This is a genomic window from Microbacterium sp. (assembly GCF_011620665.1).
Classification (GTDB): domain Bacteria; phylum Actinomycetota; class Actinomycetes; order Actinomycetales; family Microbacteriaceae; genus Microbacterium.
Window position 1 is genome coordinate 37,525 of sequence record NZ_WOYQ01000022.1, and the last position, 14,487, is coordinate 52,011.

The following is a 14,487-nucleotide window of genomic DNA, read 5'->3' on the forward strand; positions in this document are numbered from 1 at the left end:
AAGATCAAGGAGAAGCGCGACCGCTGAGTCACGCTTCCTTCTTCCTTCTTCCTTCTTCCTTCCTTCCTTCCTCCCCCTTCTCCGCGGATCTGCCCACAGAAGGACGCGAATGACCTCCGAGATCACCGCCGGTGACGCGCGGCCTGAAGCGCGTCGTCGCGGCGGGTGGTCGCTCGTGCGCGACGTTCTGGTGATCCTGGTCGTCGCCGTTGTCGTCTCGTTCCTCATCAAGACGTTTCTCGTGCGCTCGTTCTACATCCCTTCCGGATCGATGGAGCAGACGCTGCAGATCAACGATCGGATTCTCGTCGATGAGCTGACGCCGCGGTTCGGCGGCTACGACCGTGGCGACATCGTGGTCTTCCGCGATCCCGGCGGCTGGCTTCCGGTCCAAGTGGAGCCCGCGCAGAGCGTCGCGGTACAGGCGGTCGACTGGTTGATGTCGATCGTGGGCATTTCGGCGTCGGACAGCAAGGATCATCTGATCAAGCGGATCATCGGCATCGGCGGAGACCGCGTCGTGTGCTGCAACGCGCTGGGGCAGATCACGGTCAACGGGACGCCGATCGATGAGACCTCCTACCTCAACCTCGCGGCGGGTCAGAGCGCACCCGAGGTGATGCCGTTCGACGTCACCGTTCCGGTCGGCTCCCTGTGGGTGCTCGGCGACAACCGCGACCACTCGCGGGACTCCCGCTACAACGTGGACCAGCCGTCGCGGGGCTTCGTTCCAATCGACAATGTCGTCGGTCGGGCCTTTCTGACGACGTGGCCGCTGACCAGATTCGGCTTGCTCGACTTCCACCACGATGTCTTCGACGGGACCCCGGCGCCGCGATGACGGTCGTGATGCCGCGGCTCACGGTCGAACGTCGGCTCCTGCGTGAGCACACGCTGATCATCGCGTGCGACGAGGTTGGACGCGGTGCAGTGGCGGGGCCGGTCGCGGTTGGTGCAGTCGTGATGGATGCCGCGGCAGCGCGCCGCCGGATCCCCGAGGGGCTGCGTGACTCGAAGCTGGTCGCGGAGCACCACCGGCCTGCCGTGGCTGCACGCGCCGCGGGGTGGGTGCCTGCATCGAGCGTCGGGTGGGCGTCTGCGCGAGAGATCGACGAAGTCGGGATCATCCGCGCACTGGGCTTGGCGGCGGTTCGGGCGATCGCTGATCTGAGGACGTGCGTCGTCGTGCCGGAGGATGCCGTGGTCATTCTCGACGGAAACCACGACTACATCACCCCGGCCGGCGGTGCCGGTCTCCGCGTGCAGCCCATCATCAAGGCCGACCGCGACTGCGCGTCCGCGGCGGCGGCATCCGTCCTCGCCAAGGTCGCCCGTGACGAGCTGATGGTGAGGCTTCATGATGAGCAGCCTGTCTACGGCTGGGCGCGCAACAAGGGTTACGCGAGCCCCGCGCATCGCGAAGCGATCCGCGCACATGGGCTGAGCCCCCACCACCGGGCGTCGTGGGCTATCACGGACGCTCCGACGCTGTTCCGACTCGGCGACATCTAGACTGGAAAGACCATGGACGACGAAGTATTCGAGGACTACGACCGCGAGCTGGAACTGGCGCTCTACAAGGAGTACCGCGACGTGGTGTCGCAGTTTCAGTACGTGATCGAGACCGAGCGTCGGTTCTATCTCGCCAACGACGTCAACGTCGTGCGTCGCGACACCGAGCACGATTTCTACTTCGAGATCTCGATGACGGACGTCTGGGTATGGGACATCTACCGCGCGGACCGCTTCGTGAAGTCCGTCCGGGTGTTGACCTTCAAGGATGTCAACGTCGAAGAGCTTCAGCGCCGTGACTTCCAGCTGCCGGACGAGCTGTCGCTCGATTCCTGAGGCGACTCCATCGCCCTCTCCCCAGGCGGCTGATCTTCGCGACTGTCCACCGATCGGTCGTGTTCGAGGGCGGGCGTTCGCCGACGCGAGCACCCTGCTCTCATGGCACAAAAGGACGACCGCGGTCGCGCAGGCGAGCATCGCGCGGCGCGGCATCTGCAGGATCAGGGGTTCACGGTTGTCGACCGCAACTGGCGGTGCGCAGCCGGTGAGCTCGACATCGTCGCCGTCGACGGGCGTGATCTCGTTGTCGTCGAGGTCAAGACGCGACGCACCGAGTGGTTCGGCCATCCGTTCGACGCCGTCGACAAGCGCAAGCGCGATCGCCTCTGGCGGCTTGCCTGCACGTGGGTGACAGCTCACCCTGATCTTGCTCGCGGCCGGCGCCTGCGACTCGACGTCATCGGAGTCACGGGGGAGGATCCGGCGACGGCCATCCTCGAGCACCTGGTGGACCTGCGATGACGCTCGGGCGTACCTGGGGCGTCGTGCTCTCGGGACTGCGCGGCGACCTCGTCGAAGTCGAGGCCGACCTGTCGAACCAGGTCCCGGGATTCCAGATCATCGGGTTGGCGGACAAGGCGATCGGCGAAGCCCATCAGCGCGTGCACAACGCGTGCTCCAACAGCGACCTGCCGCTTCCGCGCCGCAAACTCACGGTGAATCTGTCCCCGGCGAGCCTTCCGAAGCAGGGATCGGGGCTCGACGTGGCGATCGCGATCTCCGCGATCGCCACGGTGCGGGCGATGGATGCCGCTTCGCTCGCGTCTACCGTGCACATCGGCGAACTGGGCTTGGACGGGCGTCTGCGTCCCGTTCCCGGTGTGCTGCCGGCGGTGCGCGCGGCCGCACGAGCGGGAATGCGGCGCGTGGTCGTCCCCCATGCCAATCGCGCTGAAGCCGAACTGGTGTCGGGTGTCGAGGTCACCGGCGCGGTCGATCTGCGCGATGTCGCCCGCCACCACGGTCTGGACGTTGAGGACGCCGGCCTCGCTCCCGTGCCGATCGCCACCGTCGAGGTCGCCCCATCGGTCGAACGACTCGACCTGGCCGACGTGATCGGTCAGCAAGACGCGGTGGATGCCCTCGTCGTCGCCGCGGCGGGCGGCCATCACGTCCTGATGAGCGGGCCGCCCGGAGCCGGCAAGACGATGCTTGCTCGGCGGCTGCCGGGCATCCTCCCTGACCTCGACGATGAGGCGGCGCTGCAGGCCGCTTCGCTCCGTTCGCTCGCCGGGCTGCCCGTGCCCGGTCTCAGTCGGACTCCGCCGTTCGAGGCTCCGCACCACTCGGCAAGCGTCGCGGCGCTGGTCGGCGGCGGCAGTCGCACCGTGCGCCCGGGCGCGATCGCGCGGGCGAGTGGTGGCGTGCTCTTCCTGGATGAGGCGGGCGAGTTCGGCGGCCAGGCGCTGGACGCGCTGCGGCAGCCCCTGGAGAGCGGGGATATCGAGATCCATCGCGCCGGATTCCGTGCGACCTTCCCGGCCCGATTCCAGCTCATCCTGGCGACCAATCCCTGCCCCTGCGGCAATTACGGCGTGCCGGGCGGGGAGTGCGTGTGCCCCTCGCTGTCCATCCGCCGGTATCTCGGGAAGCTGTCCGGTCCGCTGCTGGATCGCATCGACATCGAACTTTCGCTGCAGCGGGTCGCGGTCGCGCGGCGCGCGGATGCGGATGTCGCGACCATCACCACGGCGCACGCGCGCGAGCTGGTCGCCCAGGCGCGCGAGCGCGCACTGGCGCGGTTGCGCGGCACGCCGTGGCGCATGAACGCGCAGGTATCCGGTTCCTGGCTGCGGACCGGACCGATGGCACCGGAGCCCGCGATCCGGCGGCCGCTGGATGCCGCGCTGCACCGCGGCTCGCTGACGCTGCGCGGCTACGACCGGGTGCTCCGCGTGGCCTGGAGCGTCGCGGATCTGGCCGGTCGCGAGCGCCTCTCGGTGGCGGACATCGGGCGCGCGCTCTACCTGAAGAAGGGAGCTCTCGCATGAGCGATATCGACCTGCGCCCCTCGGTGGCGCGCGCCGCGCTCGGCGCACTCGTCGACGTCGATGATGATACGGCGGCAGTGACGGCCTACGCGCGCGCGCTCTGGTCGACGCTCACCGAACCCGGCGACGGCGTGGCCGGTGCCCTCGTCGCGACCTTCGGCGCCGTGCGGGCACTCGAAATCGCGGTGGGTGATTCGTCCGCAGAGGCTCCGGCGGCGCAGGCCGGTCTGAGCTCTGCTGCGCTGAGCGCCGGACGAGCGCGCTGGCAGCCGCGGCGCGGCGATCACAGGCAGGCATTGGATACGGCGCGCCGAGCCGGTGTACGCCTCATCACGCCCGAGGACGCGGCGTGGCCGGTGCGGCTGACCGATCTGGGCGCGCACGCGCCACTGTGCCTCTGGACGCTCGGGGATATCGCCCAATTGGCGCCCAAGGTCGCGGTCGCCCTCGTCGGCGCGCGTGCGGCGTCGGCATATGGTGAGCATGTCGCGACTGATCTGGCGGCCGAGTGTGCATCATCAGGGATCGCCGTCTTCTCGGGCGCAGCCTACGGGATCGACGGCGCCGCGCACCGGGGGGCGCTGTCGGTCCGCGGCTCCACGATCGCTGTACTCGCCGGCGGCGTGGAACGGCCCTACCCGGCTGGACATCGAGATCTCATCGACCGCGTCGCGCGCCAGGGGGTCGTCGTCGCCGAGGTTCCGTGCGGGTCGTCGCCGACCAAGTGGCGCTTCCTCGGCCGCAACAGGCTGATCGCAGCACTCTCGGACGCGACCGTCGTCGTCGAGGCGGGGTGGCGGTCGGGCGCGCTGAACACGGCCCATCACGCCGCCGAACTCGGACGCCCGCTCGGCGCGGTACCCGGAGCGGTGACCAGTGCCACCTCGGCCGGGTGCCATCGCCTGCTCCGCGAGTTGGATGCGGTGTGCATCACGGGTCCCGCGGATGTGCGGGAGATGCTCGGCGCCGGTGACGTCGAACAGTTCGATGGCGCGCTGTTCGATGCGAGGGACTACACGGGGGAGCGCAGCCGCATCCTCGATGCGTTGACGAGCCGATCCGCGCGGTCGACGGTCGACGTCGCACGTCGTAGCGGGTTCTCGGTCGCCGATGCCGCAGCACTGCTCGGGTTGCTGGAGCTGGAGGGCACCGTCACGCGATGGGGCGAGGGATGGCGGCGCGGCCCCGGAGAATGACGGTGTGGCCGACGTCGTCGGGTCAGCCCGGAGGGCATGCTGGTGCTATGCGAATCTCGGAGGCGGCGGCCGCGTGGGCCCACGACCTCACACACGTGCGCCGGCTGGCGCCCGCGACGGTGCGTGCGTACCGCAGTGATCTGCGGGACCTCGCGGAATCGCTGGGAGATCCCGACGTGACCGATGTGGACCTCGAGATGCTCCGCGAGTGGTTGTGGCGCGCGACGCAGCGCGGTGATGCCCGCTCGACACTCGCACGCCGCACCGCGTCGGTGCGGGGGATGTTCGCGTGGGCGACCGAGGAACAGCTCATCGCGATCGATCCCAGCCTGCGCCTCGTGGCTCCCAAGCGAGGTCGCACGCTGCCCACCGTTGCCACCGCTGCCACCATGAGCACTGTGCTCGACGCGGCGCGTGAGCGTGCCGCCGACGGTGACCCCGTCGCCCTCCGCGATGCGGCGCTGCTCGAGTTGCTGTATGCGGCCGCATTGCGCGTCGCCGAGATCTGCGGGACCGAACTCGCCGACCTCGACCGCGCCCGCCGCACGGTGCGGGTGCTCGGCAAGGGCGGCAAGGAGCGGGTCGTGCCCTACGGGGGCCCGGCCTCCGACGCACTCGACGCGTATCTTGTCCGCGGCCGCCCCGCACTCTCCGCCCGTGGCGCCGGTACCCCCGCCGTGTTCCTCGGTGTGCGTGGAGGGCGCCTGGGCGCACGATCGGCCTACGAGATCGTCTCGCGCACGGTCGCCCCGGCGCTGGGCGCGACGACGGTGGGTCCGCACTCGCTCCGGCATTCCGCCGCGACGCATCTGCTCGATGGCGGTGCGGACCTCCGCACGGTGCAAGAGATGCTCGGTCACGCGAGTCTCGGAACCACCCAGATCTACACTCACGTCTCCGCCGAGAAGCTGACGGCGAGCTATCGCCTCGCCCATCCCCGCGCGTGAGCACGCGGCGTGCGAACCAGACGTCAGCAGCACGGCAGCAGGACCGCCCGTGGAATCGCGCTCACGAGCAGCATCGGGTTGATGTATTCGCCGTTCTCCCGGACTCCGAAATGGACGGTGCCGCCGACCGCGTGCCCGCCGGATGCCGCCGCCGCGACGGCCTCGCCGGCGCGCACCGGCGCACCCACCGGCAGGCTTGCCGTCACGGGTTCGAGCGTTGTGACGAGGCCGTGGCCGTGATCGATCGTGAGCAGCGGACGCCCTGCGACGCTTCCCGCGAACGCGATGACCCCCGCGGCCGGCGCCACGATCGCTGTGCCGGGCGACACGGCGAGATCGATGCCACGGTGCCCCGGACCATAGCTGTGCGCGGGTGCGCGATAGGGCTCGGTCACCTGCACCGGATCGACCGGCCACTGCCAGCCTTCTCGGCCGGTGGCAAGCGGGATGACGGCCGCCGCGGGCGGGGCAGCACCCGTGACGCAGAGCACGGCGACAAGCAGCACGACGGCGATCGATCGCATGTCGGACAGCTTTGCCGGGCACCACTGCGCTGCACGCGTGAGCGGCGCGATCGGTGGAGAACTGCGCCCGGCGATCGACGGGGGAGGAAGCTCCGCGGCTGATACACTGAGAGGGCATCCCGCTTGTCGGGGTGACTCCGCGTGCCCATAGCACCGCGAGGACGATCGGTTCTCGCATCGCGGCATCCACATCCCAGGTCCCCCCGCTCCGGCGGTGGGTGGGTGTGCGCCGGGCACCAGGCTCGCTGCGACCGTCCGGTCCGGCGAGGACAACCGAAAGGGCGCCCCCGCGCGCCGGAACAGGAGAACGGCCATGGCCGTCGTCACCATTCGCCAGCTGCTCGACAGCGGCGTCCACTTCGGACACCAGACCCGCCGGTGGAACCCGAAGGTCAAGCGATTCATCCTCACGGAGCGCTCCGGCATCCACATCATCGACCTGCAGCAGTCGCTGGGATTCATCGACAAGGCCTATGAGTACGTCCGCGAGACCGTCGCCCACGGCGGCACGGTTCTGTTCGTCGGCACGAAGAAGCAGGCTCAGGAAGTCATCGCCGAGCAGGCGACGCGCGTCGGCCAGCCGTATGTCAACCAGCGCTGGCTGGGTGGATTGCTGACGAACTTCCAGACGGTCTCCAAGCGTCTGGCTCGCATGAAGGAGCTCGAGGAGCTCGACTTCGAGAACCCGGCGGAGAGCGGCTTCACCAAGAAGGAGCTCCTGCTGAAGAAGCGTGAGCTCGACAAGCTGCACAAGTCGCTCGGCGGTATCCGCAACTTGCAGAAGACCCCGTCGGCCATCTGGGTCGTCGACGCGAAGCGCGAGCACCTTGCCATCGACGAGGCGAAGAAGCTCGGCATCCCCGTGATCGGCATTCTCGACACGAACGCCGACCCCGACGAGTTCCAGTTCCCGATCCCCGGCAACGACGACGCGATCCGCTCGGTCGGCCTGCTGACCCGCATCATCGCCGACGCCGCCGCCGAGGGCCTCATCCAGCGTCACCAGCCGAGTGAAGAGGCACAGGATGCCGAGCCCCTGGCCGATTGGGAACTCGAGCTGCTCGAGCAGCCCGTCACCGACGCTGCCGAGGACGTGGTCGAGGTCGAGGTCGAAACCATCGCGTCCGGATCGGACGAGGCAGCACCCGTGCAGGACGAGGCCGCGGAAGCAGTCAAGGAAGCCGCGGAGTAATTCCGCCACGGTACATCCACGAGAACTCACCACAACCAAGGAGCCGCCACCCATGGCAAACTTCACCATCGCTGATATCAAGACGCTGCGGGAGCAGCTCGGCACGGGAATGGTCGACACCAAGAAGGCGCTCGAAGAGGCCGACGGCGACCTCGAGAAGGCCGTTGAAATCCTGCGTCTCAAGGGCGCGAAGGGCAACGCGAAGCGCGCCGACCGGTCCACCAGTGAGGGCCTCGTCGCCGCCGCTGAAGTGAACGGCAAGGTGACGATCATCGAGCTGAACACCGAGACCGACTTCGTCGCGAAGAACGAGCGGTTCATCGCACTGGCCGACAAGGTGCTGGCAGCAGCGGCCGCCGTAGGCGCAGAGACAGTCGAATCCGCTCTTGCCGCGGATGCCGGCGGCCAGTCCGTGGCCGACCTCATCTCGGGCGAGGCCGCGATTCTCGGCGAGAAGGTCGAGCTCCGTCGCGCACGTACGCTCACCGGTGACGCATTCGAGATCTACCTGCACAAGACCAGCAAGGATCTGCCTCCGCAGATCGGAGTCGTGGTCGCCTACTCCGGTGCGGATGCCGAAACCGCGCGCAGCATCGCGCAGCACATCTCGTTCGCCAACCCGACCTACCTCTCACGCGAGGACGTCCCCGCAGCCGAGGTCGACAAGGAGCGCGAGATCGTCACCGAGATCTCCCGCAATGAGGGAAAGCCCGAGGCGGCGCTGCCGAAGATCGTCGAGGGTCGCGTCGGCGCGTTCTTCAAGCAGGTCGCCTTGCTCGATCAGGACTATGCGAAAGACAACAAGCTGTCCGTCGGCAAGGTTGCCGAGTCCGCAGGCATCACTGTCACCGACTTCGCACGCTTCAAGGTCGGCGCCTGAGGTGCCGAAAAGGGGCCCGCATCCCCGGATGCGGGCCCTTTCCATGCGCATGACTTCGATAGTCTGCATCCGAGAAGAGGAACCCGCGTGATCGATGAGCACACCGGACGCCGGCGCGTCCTTCTGAAGCTGTCCGGCGAGGCCTTCGGCGGTGGCCAGCTGGGCGTGAATCCGGATGTCGTCGGTCAGATCGCGCGCGAGATCGCCGCGGCCACCGGCCGGGTCGAGATCTCCATCGTCGTCGGCGGCGGCAACTTCTTCCGCGGCGCCGAGTTGAGCCAGCGCGGCATGGACCGTGGCCGCGCCGATTACATGGGCATGCTCGGTACCGTCATGAATGCCCTCGCACTGCAGGACTTCCTGGAGCAGGCGGGAGCGGCCACCCGCGTACAGTCCGCGATCGCGATGACGCAGGTTGCCGAACCCTACATCCCTCGGCGCGCTGAGCGGCACATGGAGAAAGGGCGCGTGGTGATCTTCGGCGCCGGCGCGGGTCTGCCGTATTTCTCCACCGACACCGTCGCGGCCCAGCGCGCGCTGGAGATCGGCGCCGACGAGGTGCTGGTGGCCAAGAACGGCGTCGACGGGGTCTACACGGCCGACCCGAAGAAGCACGCCGGCGCCACCAAGATCGACCGCATCACCTACCAGGACGCGTTGCAGCGCGGTCTCAAGGTCGTGGACTCGACGGCCTTCAGCCTGTGCATGGACAACGGCATCGACATGCGGGTGTTCGGCATGGAGCCGGCGGGCAATGTCACCCGCGCGCTCCTGGGCGAGCCGATCGGCACGCTCGTCACGGTCTGAGCTCCGGGAGCACCCGGCAGTAGACTTACCAGGACGTACCGACGAATGGAGTGACCGTGATCGGCGAGATCCTGGCAGACACGAAAACGCGCATGGCGAGGGCGGTAGAAGCCGCGAAGGAGGACTTCGCGACCGTCCGCACTGGACGCGCGAATCCTCAGCTCTTCCAGAAGATCCTGGTCGACTACTACGGTTCGCCGACGCCGCTGGCACAGCTCGCCTCGCTGGGCAACCCCGAGGCGCGCACCCTCATCGTGACGCCCTACGACAAGTCGGCGCTCAAGGCTATTGAGCAGGCCATCCGCGACACTCCGAACATCGGAGCCAATCCGACGAACGACGGCAACATCGTCCGTGTCACGCTGCCCGAGCTGACAGCGGATCGCCGCAGGGAATACGTGAAGATCGTTCGCAACAAGGGCGAGGATGCCAAGGTGCATCTCCGCGGCATCCGCCGCAAGTCGAAGGATGAACTCGACGCACTCAAGAGTGACGTGGGCGAAGACGATCTCGCGCGTGGGGAGAAGGAACTGGACGTCCTCACCCGCACGTACGTCGACGAGATCGATGAGGCGCTCAAGCGCAAAGAGGCCGAACTCCTCGAGGTCTGAGATCCGCCGATGACCGATCCTTCGGACTCAGCAGCGACGGACGATGTCGCTCCCGCCCATCTGTCTGCGCGACCGGCGGCCGAGACCAATCCGTCGTTCCACGAGCAGGTTCGCGCCGCCCGCAGCGAGCTCGAGCAGCAGGTCGGCAAGGCGCGTGCGGACTTCGAGCAGGTTCAAGACAGGATCAACGAACGCACCGGACGCAATCTGCTGCTGGCGACCCTGATCGCGCTCGCGATCGGCGCGGTGGTGCTCGGAACGCTCCTGTTCGTCAAGTGGCTCTTCCTGCTCTTCGCGCTCCCGGTCTGCCTGCTGGGCGTGTACGAATTCTCGCGCGCGCTGCAGACGTCCGGGCGTCGCGTCGACGTCTGGCCGCACCTCGCCGCCGCGCTCGTGATCACGGCGTCAGGCTTCTTCCTCGATCACTGGACGCACTGGGTTCTGACCTTCGTCGCCGTGGCCTTCGTGATCGTGTGGCGCCTTCTGGCGCAGATGGCCGCTGCCGACGGGCGCACCTATGGCGAAGTGCTCTCGGACGTGCTCGTCGCCGGATTGATCCAGATCTACGTCCCCTTCCTGGCGGGCTTCACGCTCGTGCTGTTGCGCCAGGATCAGGGCGAGTACTGGTTGTTGGCGATGATCGTCACGGTTGTCGCCGCCGACACGGGTGCCTATGCCACCGGCCTGGCGCTCGGGCGCCACCCGATGGCGCCGCGCATCAGCCCGAAGAAAACGTGGGAAGGGTTCGCCGGGGCGGCGGTGGCAGCGGCTGCCGCCGCCACCCTCTTCGCCATCTTCGTGCTCCACTCGCCGGCGTGGACCGGTGTCGTGTTCGGGCTCGTCATGCTCGTCTCCGCCACCCTCGGGGATCTCGGGGAATCGATGATCAAGCGCGACCTCGGCATCAAAGACATGAGCTCGTGGCTGCCCGGGCACGGCGGCGTGCTGGACCGCCTCGATTCGATCCTCCCGTCGGCGCCCGCCGCGCTCGCGATGTACGTCCTCTTCTTCCCACTGGTGGGTTCATGACCGATCAGCCGATGTCGGAGGCGTCGCCCTTCCCGCTCGCGAGCGGGCGGACGAAGGGGTATTCACCCGCCGCGGTGGACGCCTTCCTCGCGCGGGCGCGTGACGCCTTCGAGTCCGACGATGAGACCGATGTGGATGCCGGCGTGATCCGCACAGTCGCCTTTCCACTCGTCACGCGCGGGTATCAGGTCCTCTCCGTCGACGCCGCTCTCGGCCGCGTCGAGGATGCCTTCGCCGCGCGCGAGCGGGAGCGCGCGCTTGCGCGCGCGGGCGCACGCGCCTGGGTGAGCCAGTCTCGCCAGCTCGGTCAGGAGATCCTCGACCGCTTGACGCGACCTCGGGGGCACCGCTTCTCGCGCACGGGACCGTTGCGTTACGGCTACCGCATCGACGAGGTCGATCTCGTCGCCGATCGGATAGCGGGCTTCCTCGAGACGGGCGAGGCCGTATCGGTGGAGCAGATCCGCACGGTCGCGTTCCGCATGCAGCGCCGCGGGTACAGCGAAGCTCAGGTCGATGCCGTGCTCGATGCCATCGTCGAGGTCATGCTGGCGGTCGTGTGAGCGGCCTCGCATGACACGGCACGGGGTGCCCGCTAGAATCGGGGAACTGTGACTTCCGAAGCTGATCTGGTCCCCCAGGAGCCCCGCGCGATTGCTCCGCTCTCGCGGGCCGCCGCTCGCGCACGACCTCAGCAGCCCGCGCGGTGGTCGCGTCGCCGCGGCGTCATGGCGACGTTCGCCGTTTTGGCAGTCGCCGGATTCGCTGCTGCGTATGTTGGACCGCTCGCGGCGTCGACGTCTTCGGCGCAGGCCGCCGAACTCGATCCCGTGTCGCTGTACGCGACCTCGATCCACGATGCCCAGCAGTACCTGGCAGCGTCCGGGCGAAGCGTCGTCGACCTCGGTCGAGACGATCTGACGTATACGGTCTCTGTGACGCCGAAGCCGGCGACCACGTCCACGCCTGTGCTGACTGCAGCGAGTGGAACGCCGGCCCCGGGCCGCTGGTCACCGCCGTTCGTCGCGCCGGATCCGGGGTCTGCGCAGGCGATTGCGTATGAAATGGTCGCAGCCCGGGGATGGAGCGACGGCGAGTTCGCGTGCCTCGTGGCGCTGTGGAACAAAGAGTCGGGGTGGCGTGTCAACGCCTACAACGCTTCCAGCGGTGCCTACGGCATCCCCCAGGCGCTGCCGGGAGGAAAGATGGCGTCGGCGGGCGCGGACTGGTCGACAAACCCGGCGACCCAGATCAGCTGGGGCCTGGGCTACATCGAAGGCCGCTACGGCACACCCTGCGGCGCATGGAATCATTCGCAGGCCAAGGGCTGGTACTGAACGCATGCCCCGCGCGCACCGTCGGAGGCCCGAGCCTGCTGACGACTCGTTCGAGCGGATGCTGAACGGCTGGAAGCGCGCCGAGACGCGCCGTGGTCTCGAGTGGACCGTGCAGCCCGTCTCAGCTGCGAAAGCACTGAAGACCTACACCTGCCCCGGTTGCGGACGTGACGTGGTTCCAGGAATAGCGCATGTCGTCGTTTGGCGCGCCGACGGTGTCCTGGGCGATGCTGCAGACCTGGCCGCCCGGCGGCATTGGCACTCGGCGTGCTGGAAGATGGGTTGACATGGAGATTCGCGGACCCCTACAGCTCCCGGCGCGGCGCGAGCAGATCGAGCTGCACACACTGGACGGTCTGACGCTCGTCGGAGAGCTGGCACTGCCCGAACATCGGGCACCCGTCGCCACGCTGGTGACCTTGCATCCGTTGCCGACGGCCGGTGGCTTCATGGACTCGCACATTCTGCGCAAGGCCGCGGGCCGGCTTCCGGCTCTGGCCGACCTCGCCGTCCTGCGGTTCAATACGCGAGGCACCTCCTCGCCGCGCGGGACCAGTGAAGGCGCCTTCGACGGGGGAGCAGCCGAAGAATTCGACGTCGCCGCAGCGATGCAGTTCGTTCATGACCGTGCCCTGCCGCATCCTTGGCTCGTCGGCTGGTCCTTCGGCACCGAGCTGGCCTTGAAGTATGGTCGTGACCACGCGATCGACGGCGCCGTTCTGCTCTCACCCCCGCTTCACCGGGTCACTGACGACGAGGTCGCCGCCTGGCACCATGATCCTCGCCGACTCGTGATCTTGGTGCCGGAGTTCGACGACTACCTTCGTCCCGCAGAGGCGAGAGAGCGCTTCGCCTCGGTACCGGAAGCGACCCTCATCGCCGTTGACGGCGGCAGGCACCTGTGGGTGGGGGAGACCCAGACCCGCCGGGTGCTGACCGAGATCGTGGCGGCCACGAACCCCGACGCGCTGCCCCTGCCGGTGGAGTGGGACGGGGCCCAAGGCCAGATGCCCTTCCCCGGCTAGAGCTCGTTCTGCCGAGGGATGATGACCTGTCGGTAGATGATGAGGATGCTGGCGGCGACCGGGATCGCGATCAGCGCGCCGAGGAGACCCAGCAGCGAACCGCCGGCCAATGCAGCGATCACCACGACGGCGCCCGGCACCGACACGGCGCGATTCATGATGCGCGGTGACAGGACGTACGCCTCGACCTGCATGTAGACCGCGTACCAGATCAGCGCGACGAGCGCCGTCAGCGGCGATCCGAGACCCGGGATGAGGCAGGTGAGCACGATGATCGTCGAGCCGGTGAGCGTTCCCACGAGCGGGATCAGCGAGAAGAAGAAGGCCACGACGGCCAGGACGGCGGGGAAAGGGGCTCCGATGATCGTCAAGAAGATCGCGCTGAGCACGCCGTTGATGACGCCCAGCGTGACTTGTCCGATGACGTAGAAGCCCACGGACGCCGTGATCTGCTCGGACAGGTCGATGAATCGTGCGCGCTTCGAAGCCGGCACAAGCTGATAGACGGCTGCCTTGAGCGATCGTGTCGAGGCCGTGAAGTAGATCGTGAGGATCAGGACGACGAGCGCACCGGTCAAGCCGGAGATGATGCCCGATCCGATGCCGATCAGGGTTTCGCCGGCGACGCCGCCGATCTGCCCGACATCCAGCGTCTCGTACCAATCCGAAATGTACGTGAAGAGCTGGTCGACATTGAGCATGGGGAAGGTTTCGTGCAACCAGTTCGTCAGGGTCTCCACCGGATTCCATTCGCCGGACACAGCGCTGGCTACCAGCTCCTGGATCTGGCCGACCAGTTGCGTGATCTGTCCCGCGATGATGGGAACGATCATCACGATGATCCCGCCGAACGCGGCCAGCAGCGCGACGAACGTGATCAGGAGCGCGGCCCAGCGGGGGAGCCCGCGGCGCTCGAGCCACGATACGAGTGGGTCAAGGCCCAGCGACAGGAACAGGGCGGTCCCGACGTAGAGGAGGATCGTCGACAGCGACGAGACGCTCTGGATCAGCATGATGCCGACCCCGACGCCGAGCGTCACTATCAGGGCGGTGCGAAACGGGTGCTGTAGCTTCACAGAAGACCTTCTTGCTGTCGT

General features: G+C 67.9%; 18 protein-coding genes. 16 read left to right on the forward strand and 2 right to left on the reverse strand.

Features of this window, described 5'->3' with window-relative positions:
- Positions 1-109 precede the first annotated feature (109 nt).
- The 7 genes from lepB to QZV81_RS03535 all read left to right on the forward strand — a co-directional run bounded on the left by lepB (position 110) and on the right by QZV81_RS03535 (position 5,985).
- A complete protein-coding gene (lepB, locus tag QZV81_RS03505; RefSeq protein WP_292832575.1) occupies positions 110-841 on the forward strand; it encodes a signal peptidase I in 732 nt (243 codons plus the stop codon).
- Positions 838-1,512 (forward strand): ribonuclease HII, encoded by a 675-nt coding sequence (locus QZV81_RS03510; protein WP_292832578.1) that lies wholly within the window; start codon positions 838-840, stop codon positions 1,510-1,512. Before lepB ends, QZV81_RS03510 begins: the two co-directional genes overlap by 4 nt.
- A gap of 12 nt (positions 1,513-1,524) precedes the next feature.
- Positions 1,525-1,848 (forward strand): DUF2469 domain-containing protein, encoded by a 324-nt coding sequence (locus tag QZV81_RS03515; protein WP_261579708.1) that lies wholly within the window; start codon positions 1,525-1,527, stop codon positions 1,846-1,848.
- A 102-nt stretch (positions 1,849-1,950) separates the two neighbouring features.
- Positions 1,951-2,313 carry a YraN family protein gene (locus QZV81_RS03520; protein WP_292832586.1) on the forward strand — a complete coding sequence of 121 codons (363 nt, stop codon included), beginning with the start codon at positions 1,951-1,953 and terminating at the stop codon, positions 2,311-2,313.
- Positions 2,310-3,842 carry a YifB family Mg chelatase-like AAA ATPase gene (locus QZV81_RS03525; protein WP_292832589.1) on the forward strand — a complete coding sequence of 511 codons (1,533 nt, stop codon included), beginning with the start codon at positions 2,310-2,312 and terminating at the stop codon, positions 3,840-3,842. Before QZV81_RS03520 ends, QZV81_RS03525 begins: the two co-directional genes overlap by 4 nt.
- Positions 3,839-5,038 carry a DNA-processing protein DprA gene (gene dprA, locus QZV81_RS03530; RefSeq protein ID WP_292832592.1) on the forward strand — a complete coding sequence of 400 codons (1,200 nt, stop codon included), beginning with the start codon at positions 3,839-3,841 and terminating at the stop codon, positions 5,036-5,038. The genes QZV81_RS03525 and dprA overlap by 4 nt, the downstream gene beginning before the upstream one ends.
- A 47-nt stretch (positions 5,039-5,085) precedes the next feature.
- Complete coding sequence (locus tag QZV81_RS03535; protein WP_292832595.1) at positions 5,086-5,985, forward strand: tyrosine-type recombinase/integrase; 900 nt, start codon at positions 5,086-5,088, stop codon at positions 5,983-5,985.
- A 23-nt stretch (positions 5,986-6,008) separates the two neighbouring features.
- Here QZV81_RS03535 and QZV81_RS03540 read toward each other — a convergent pair whose 3' ends face one another.
- The gene (locus QZV81_RS03540; RefSeq protein ID WP_292832598.1) at positions 6,009-6,509 is read right to left on the reverse strand and encodes a M23 family metallopeptidase; all 501 of its coding nucleotides are present in this window, start codon (positions 6,507-6,509) and stop codon (positions 6,009-6,011) included.
- A 313-nt stretch (positions 6,510-6,822) separates the two neighbouring features.
- Here QZV81_RS03540 and rpsB point away from each other — a divergent pair, with 313 nt between their 5' ends.
- The 9 genes from rpsB (at position 6,823) to QZV81_RS03585 (ending at position 13,390) form a co-directional block, all read left to right on the forward strand.
- Positions 6,823-7,701, forward strand: coding sequence for a 30S ribosomal protein S2 (gene rpsB / locus QZV81_RS03545; RefSeq protein WP_292832601.1), 879 nt, complete (start codon positions 6,823-6,825; stop codon positions 7,699-7,701).
- Between the two features lie 52 nt (positions 7,702-7,753).
- On the forward strand, positions 7,754-8,581 hold the full coding sequence (gene tsf / locus QZV81_RS03550; RefSeq protein ID WP_292832604.1) for a translation elongation factor Ts: 828 nt from the start codon (positions 7,754-7,756) through the stop codon (positions 8,579-8,581).
- Between the two features lie 87 nt (positions 8,582-8,668).
- Positions 8,669-9,388: a UMP kinase gene (gene pyrH / locus QZV81_RS03555; protein ID WP_292832607.1), complete on the forward strand. Its 720-nt coding sequence runs from the start codon at positions 8,669-8,671 to the stop codon at positions 9,386-9,388.
- Between the two features lie 56 nt (positions 9,389-9,444).
- The gene (gene frr, locus QZV81_RS03560; RefSeq protein ID WP_292832732.1) at positions 9,445-9,999 is read left to right on the forward strand and encodes a ribosome recycling factor; all 555 of its coding nucleotides are present in this window, start codon (positions 9,445-9,447) and stop codon (positions 9,997-9,999) included.
- A gap of 9 nt (positions 10,000-10,008) precedes the next feature.
- Positions 10,009-11,028, forward strand: a complete 1,020-nt coding sequence (locus QZV81_RS03565; RefSeq protein WP_292832610.1) for a phosphatidate cytidylyltransferase — start codon at positions 10,009-10,011, stop codon at positions 11,026-11,028.
- A complete protein-coding gene (locus QZV81_RS03570; RefSeq protein WP_292832613.1) occupies positions 11,025-11,591 on the forward strand; it encodes a DivIVA domain-containing protein in 567 nt (188 codons plus the stop codon). The genes QZV81_RS03565 and QZV81_RS03570 overlap by 4 nt, the downstream gene beginning before the upstream one ends.
- Positions 11,592-11,639: 48 nt before the next feature.
- Positions 11,640-12,365, forward strand: coding sequence for a lytic transglycosylase domain-containing protein (locus QZV81_RS03575; RefSeq protein ID WP_363331583.1), 726 nt, complete (start codon positions 11,640-11,642; stop codon positions 12,363-12,365).
- Between the two features lie 4 nt (positions 12,366-12,369).
- Positions 12,370-12,651, forward strand: coding sequence for a hypothetical protein (locus QZV81_RS03580; protein WP_292832616.1), 282 nt, complete (start codon positions 12,370-12,372; stop codon positions 12,649-12,651).
- A 1-nt stretch (position 12,652) separates the two neighbouring features.
- Positions 12,653-13,390 carry an alpha/beta hydrolase gene (locus QZV81_RS03585; RefSeq protein WP_292832619.1) on the forward strand — a complete coding sequence of 246 codons (738 nt, stop codon included), beginning with the start codon at positions 12,653-12,655 and terminating at the stop codon, positions 13,388-13,390.
- On the opposite strand, the gene QZV81_RS03590 is transcribed toward QZV81_RS03585, so the two are convergent.
- Positions 13,387-14,466, reverse strand: a complete 1,080-nt coding sequence (locus QZV81_RS03590; RefSeq protein ID WP_292832622.1) for an AI-2E family transporter — start codon at positions 14,464-14,466, stop codon at positions 13,387-13,389. The two genes, QZV81_RS03585 and QZV81_RS03590, sit on opposite strands and share 4 nt — an antisense overlap.
- Positions 14,467-14,487 lie beyond the last annotated feature (21 nt).

Bases quoted from the DNA above. Each gene is read 5' to 3' on its own strand.
- tsf (WP_292832604.1), top strand. From the start codon at position 7,754: ATGGCAAACTTCACCATCGCTGATATCAAGACGCTGCGGGAGCAGCTC.
- rpsB (WP_292832601.1), top strand. From the start codon at position 6,823: ATGGCCGTCGTCACCATTCGCCAGCTGCTCGACAGCGGCGTCCACTTC.
- QZV81_RS03520 (WP_292832586.1), top strand. From the start codon at position 1,951: ATGGCACAAAAGGACGACCGCGGTCGCGCAGGCGAGCATCGCGCGGCG.
- QZV81_RS03580 (WP_292832616.1), top strand. From the start codon at position 12,370: ATGCCCCGCGCGCACCGTCGGAGGCCCGAGCCTGCTGACGACTCGTTC.
- QZV81_RS03540 (WP_292832598.1), bottom strand. From the start codon at position 6,509: ATGCGATCGATCGCCGTCGTGCTGCTTGTCGCCGTGCTCTGCGTCACG.
- QZV81_RS03535 (WP_292832595.1), top strand. From the start codon at position 5,086: ATGCGAATCTCGGAGGCGGCGGCCGCGTGGGCCCACGACCTCACACAC.
- QZV81_RS03570 (WP_292832613.1), top strand. From the start codon at position 11,025: ATGACCGATCAGCCGATGTCGGAGGCGTCGCCCTTCCCGCTCGCGAGC.
- QZV81_RS03585 (WP_292832619.1), top strand. From the start codon at position 12,653: ATGGAGATTCGCGGACCCCTACAGCTCCCGGCGCGGCGCGAGCAGATC.
- QZV81_RS03525 (WP_292832589.1), top strand. From the start codon at position 2,310: ATGACGCTCGGGCGTACCTGGGGCGTCGTGCTCTCGGGACTGCGCGGC.
- QZV81_RS03565 (WP_292832610.1), top strand. From the start codon at position 10,009: ATGACCGATCCTTCGGACTCAGCAGCGACGGACGATGTCGCTCCCGCC.
- QZV81_RS03515 (WP_261579708.1), top strand. From the start codon at position 1,525: ATGGACGACGAAGTATTCGAGGACTACGACCGCGAGCTGGAACTGGCG.
- QZV81_RS03510 (WP_292832578.1), top strand. From the start codon at position 838: ATGACGGTCGTGATGCCGCGGCTCACGGTCGAACGTCGGCTCCTGCGT.
- dprA (WP_292832592.1), top strand. From the start codon at position 3,839: ATGAGCGATATCGACCTGCGCCCCTCGGTGGCGCGCGCCGCGCTCGGC.
- lepB (WP_292832575.1), top strand. From the start codon at position 110: ATGACCTCCGAGATCACCGCCGGTGACGCGCGGCCTGAAGCGCGTCGT.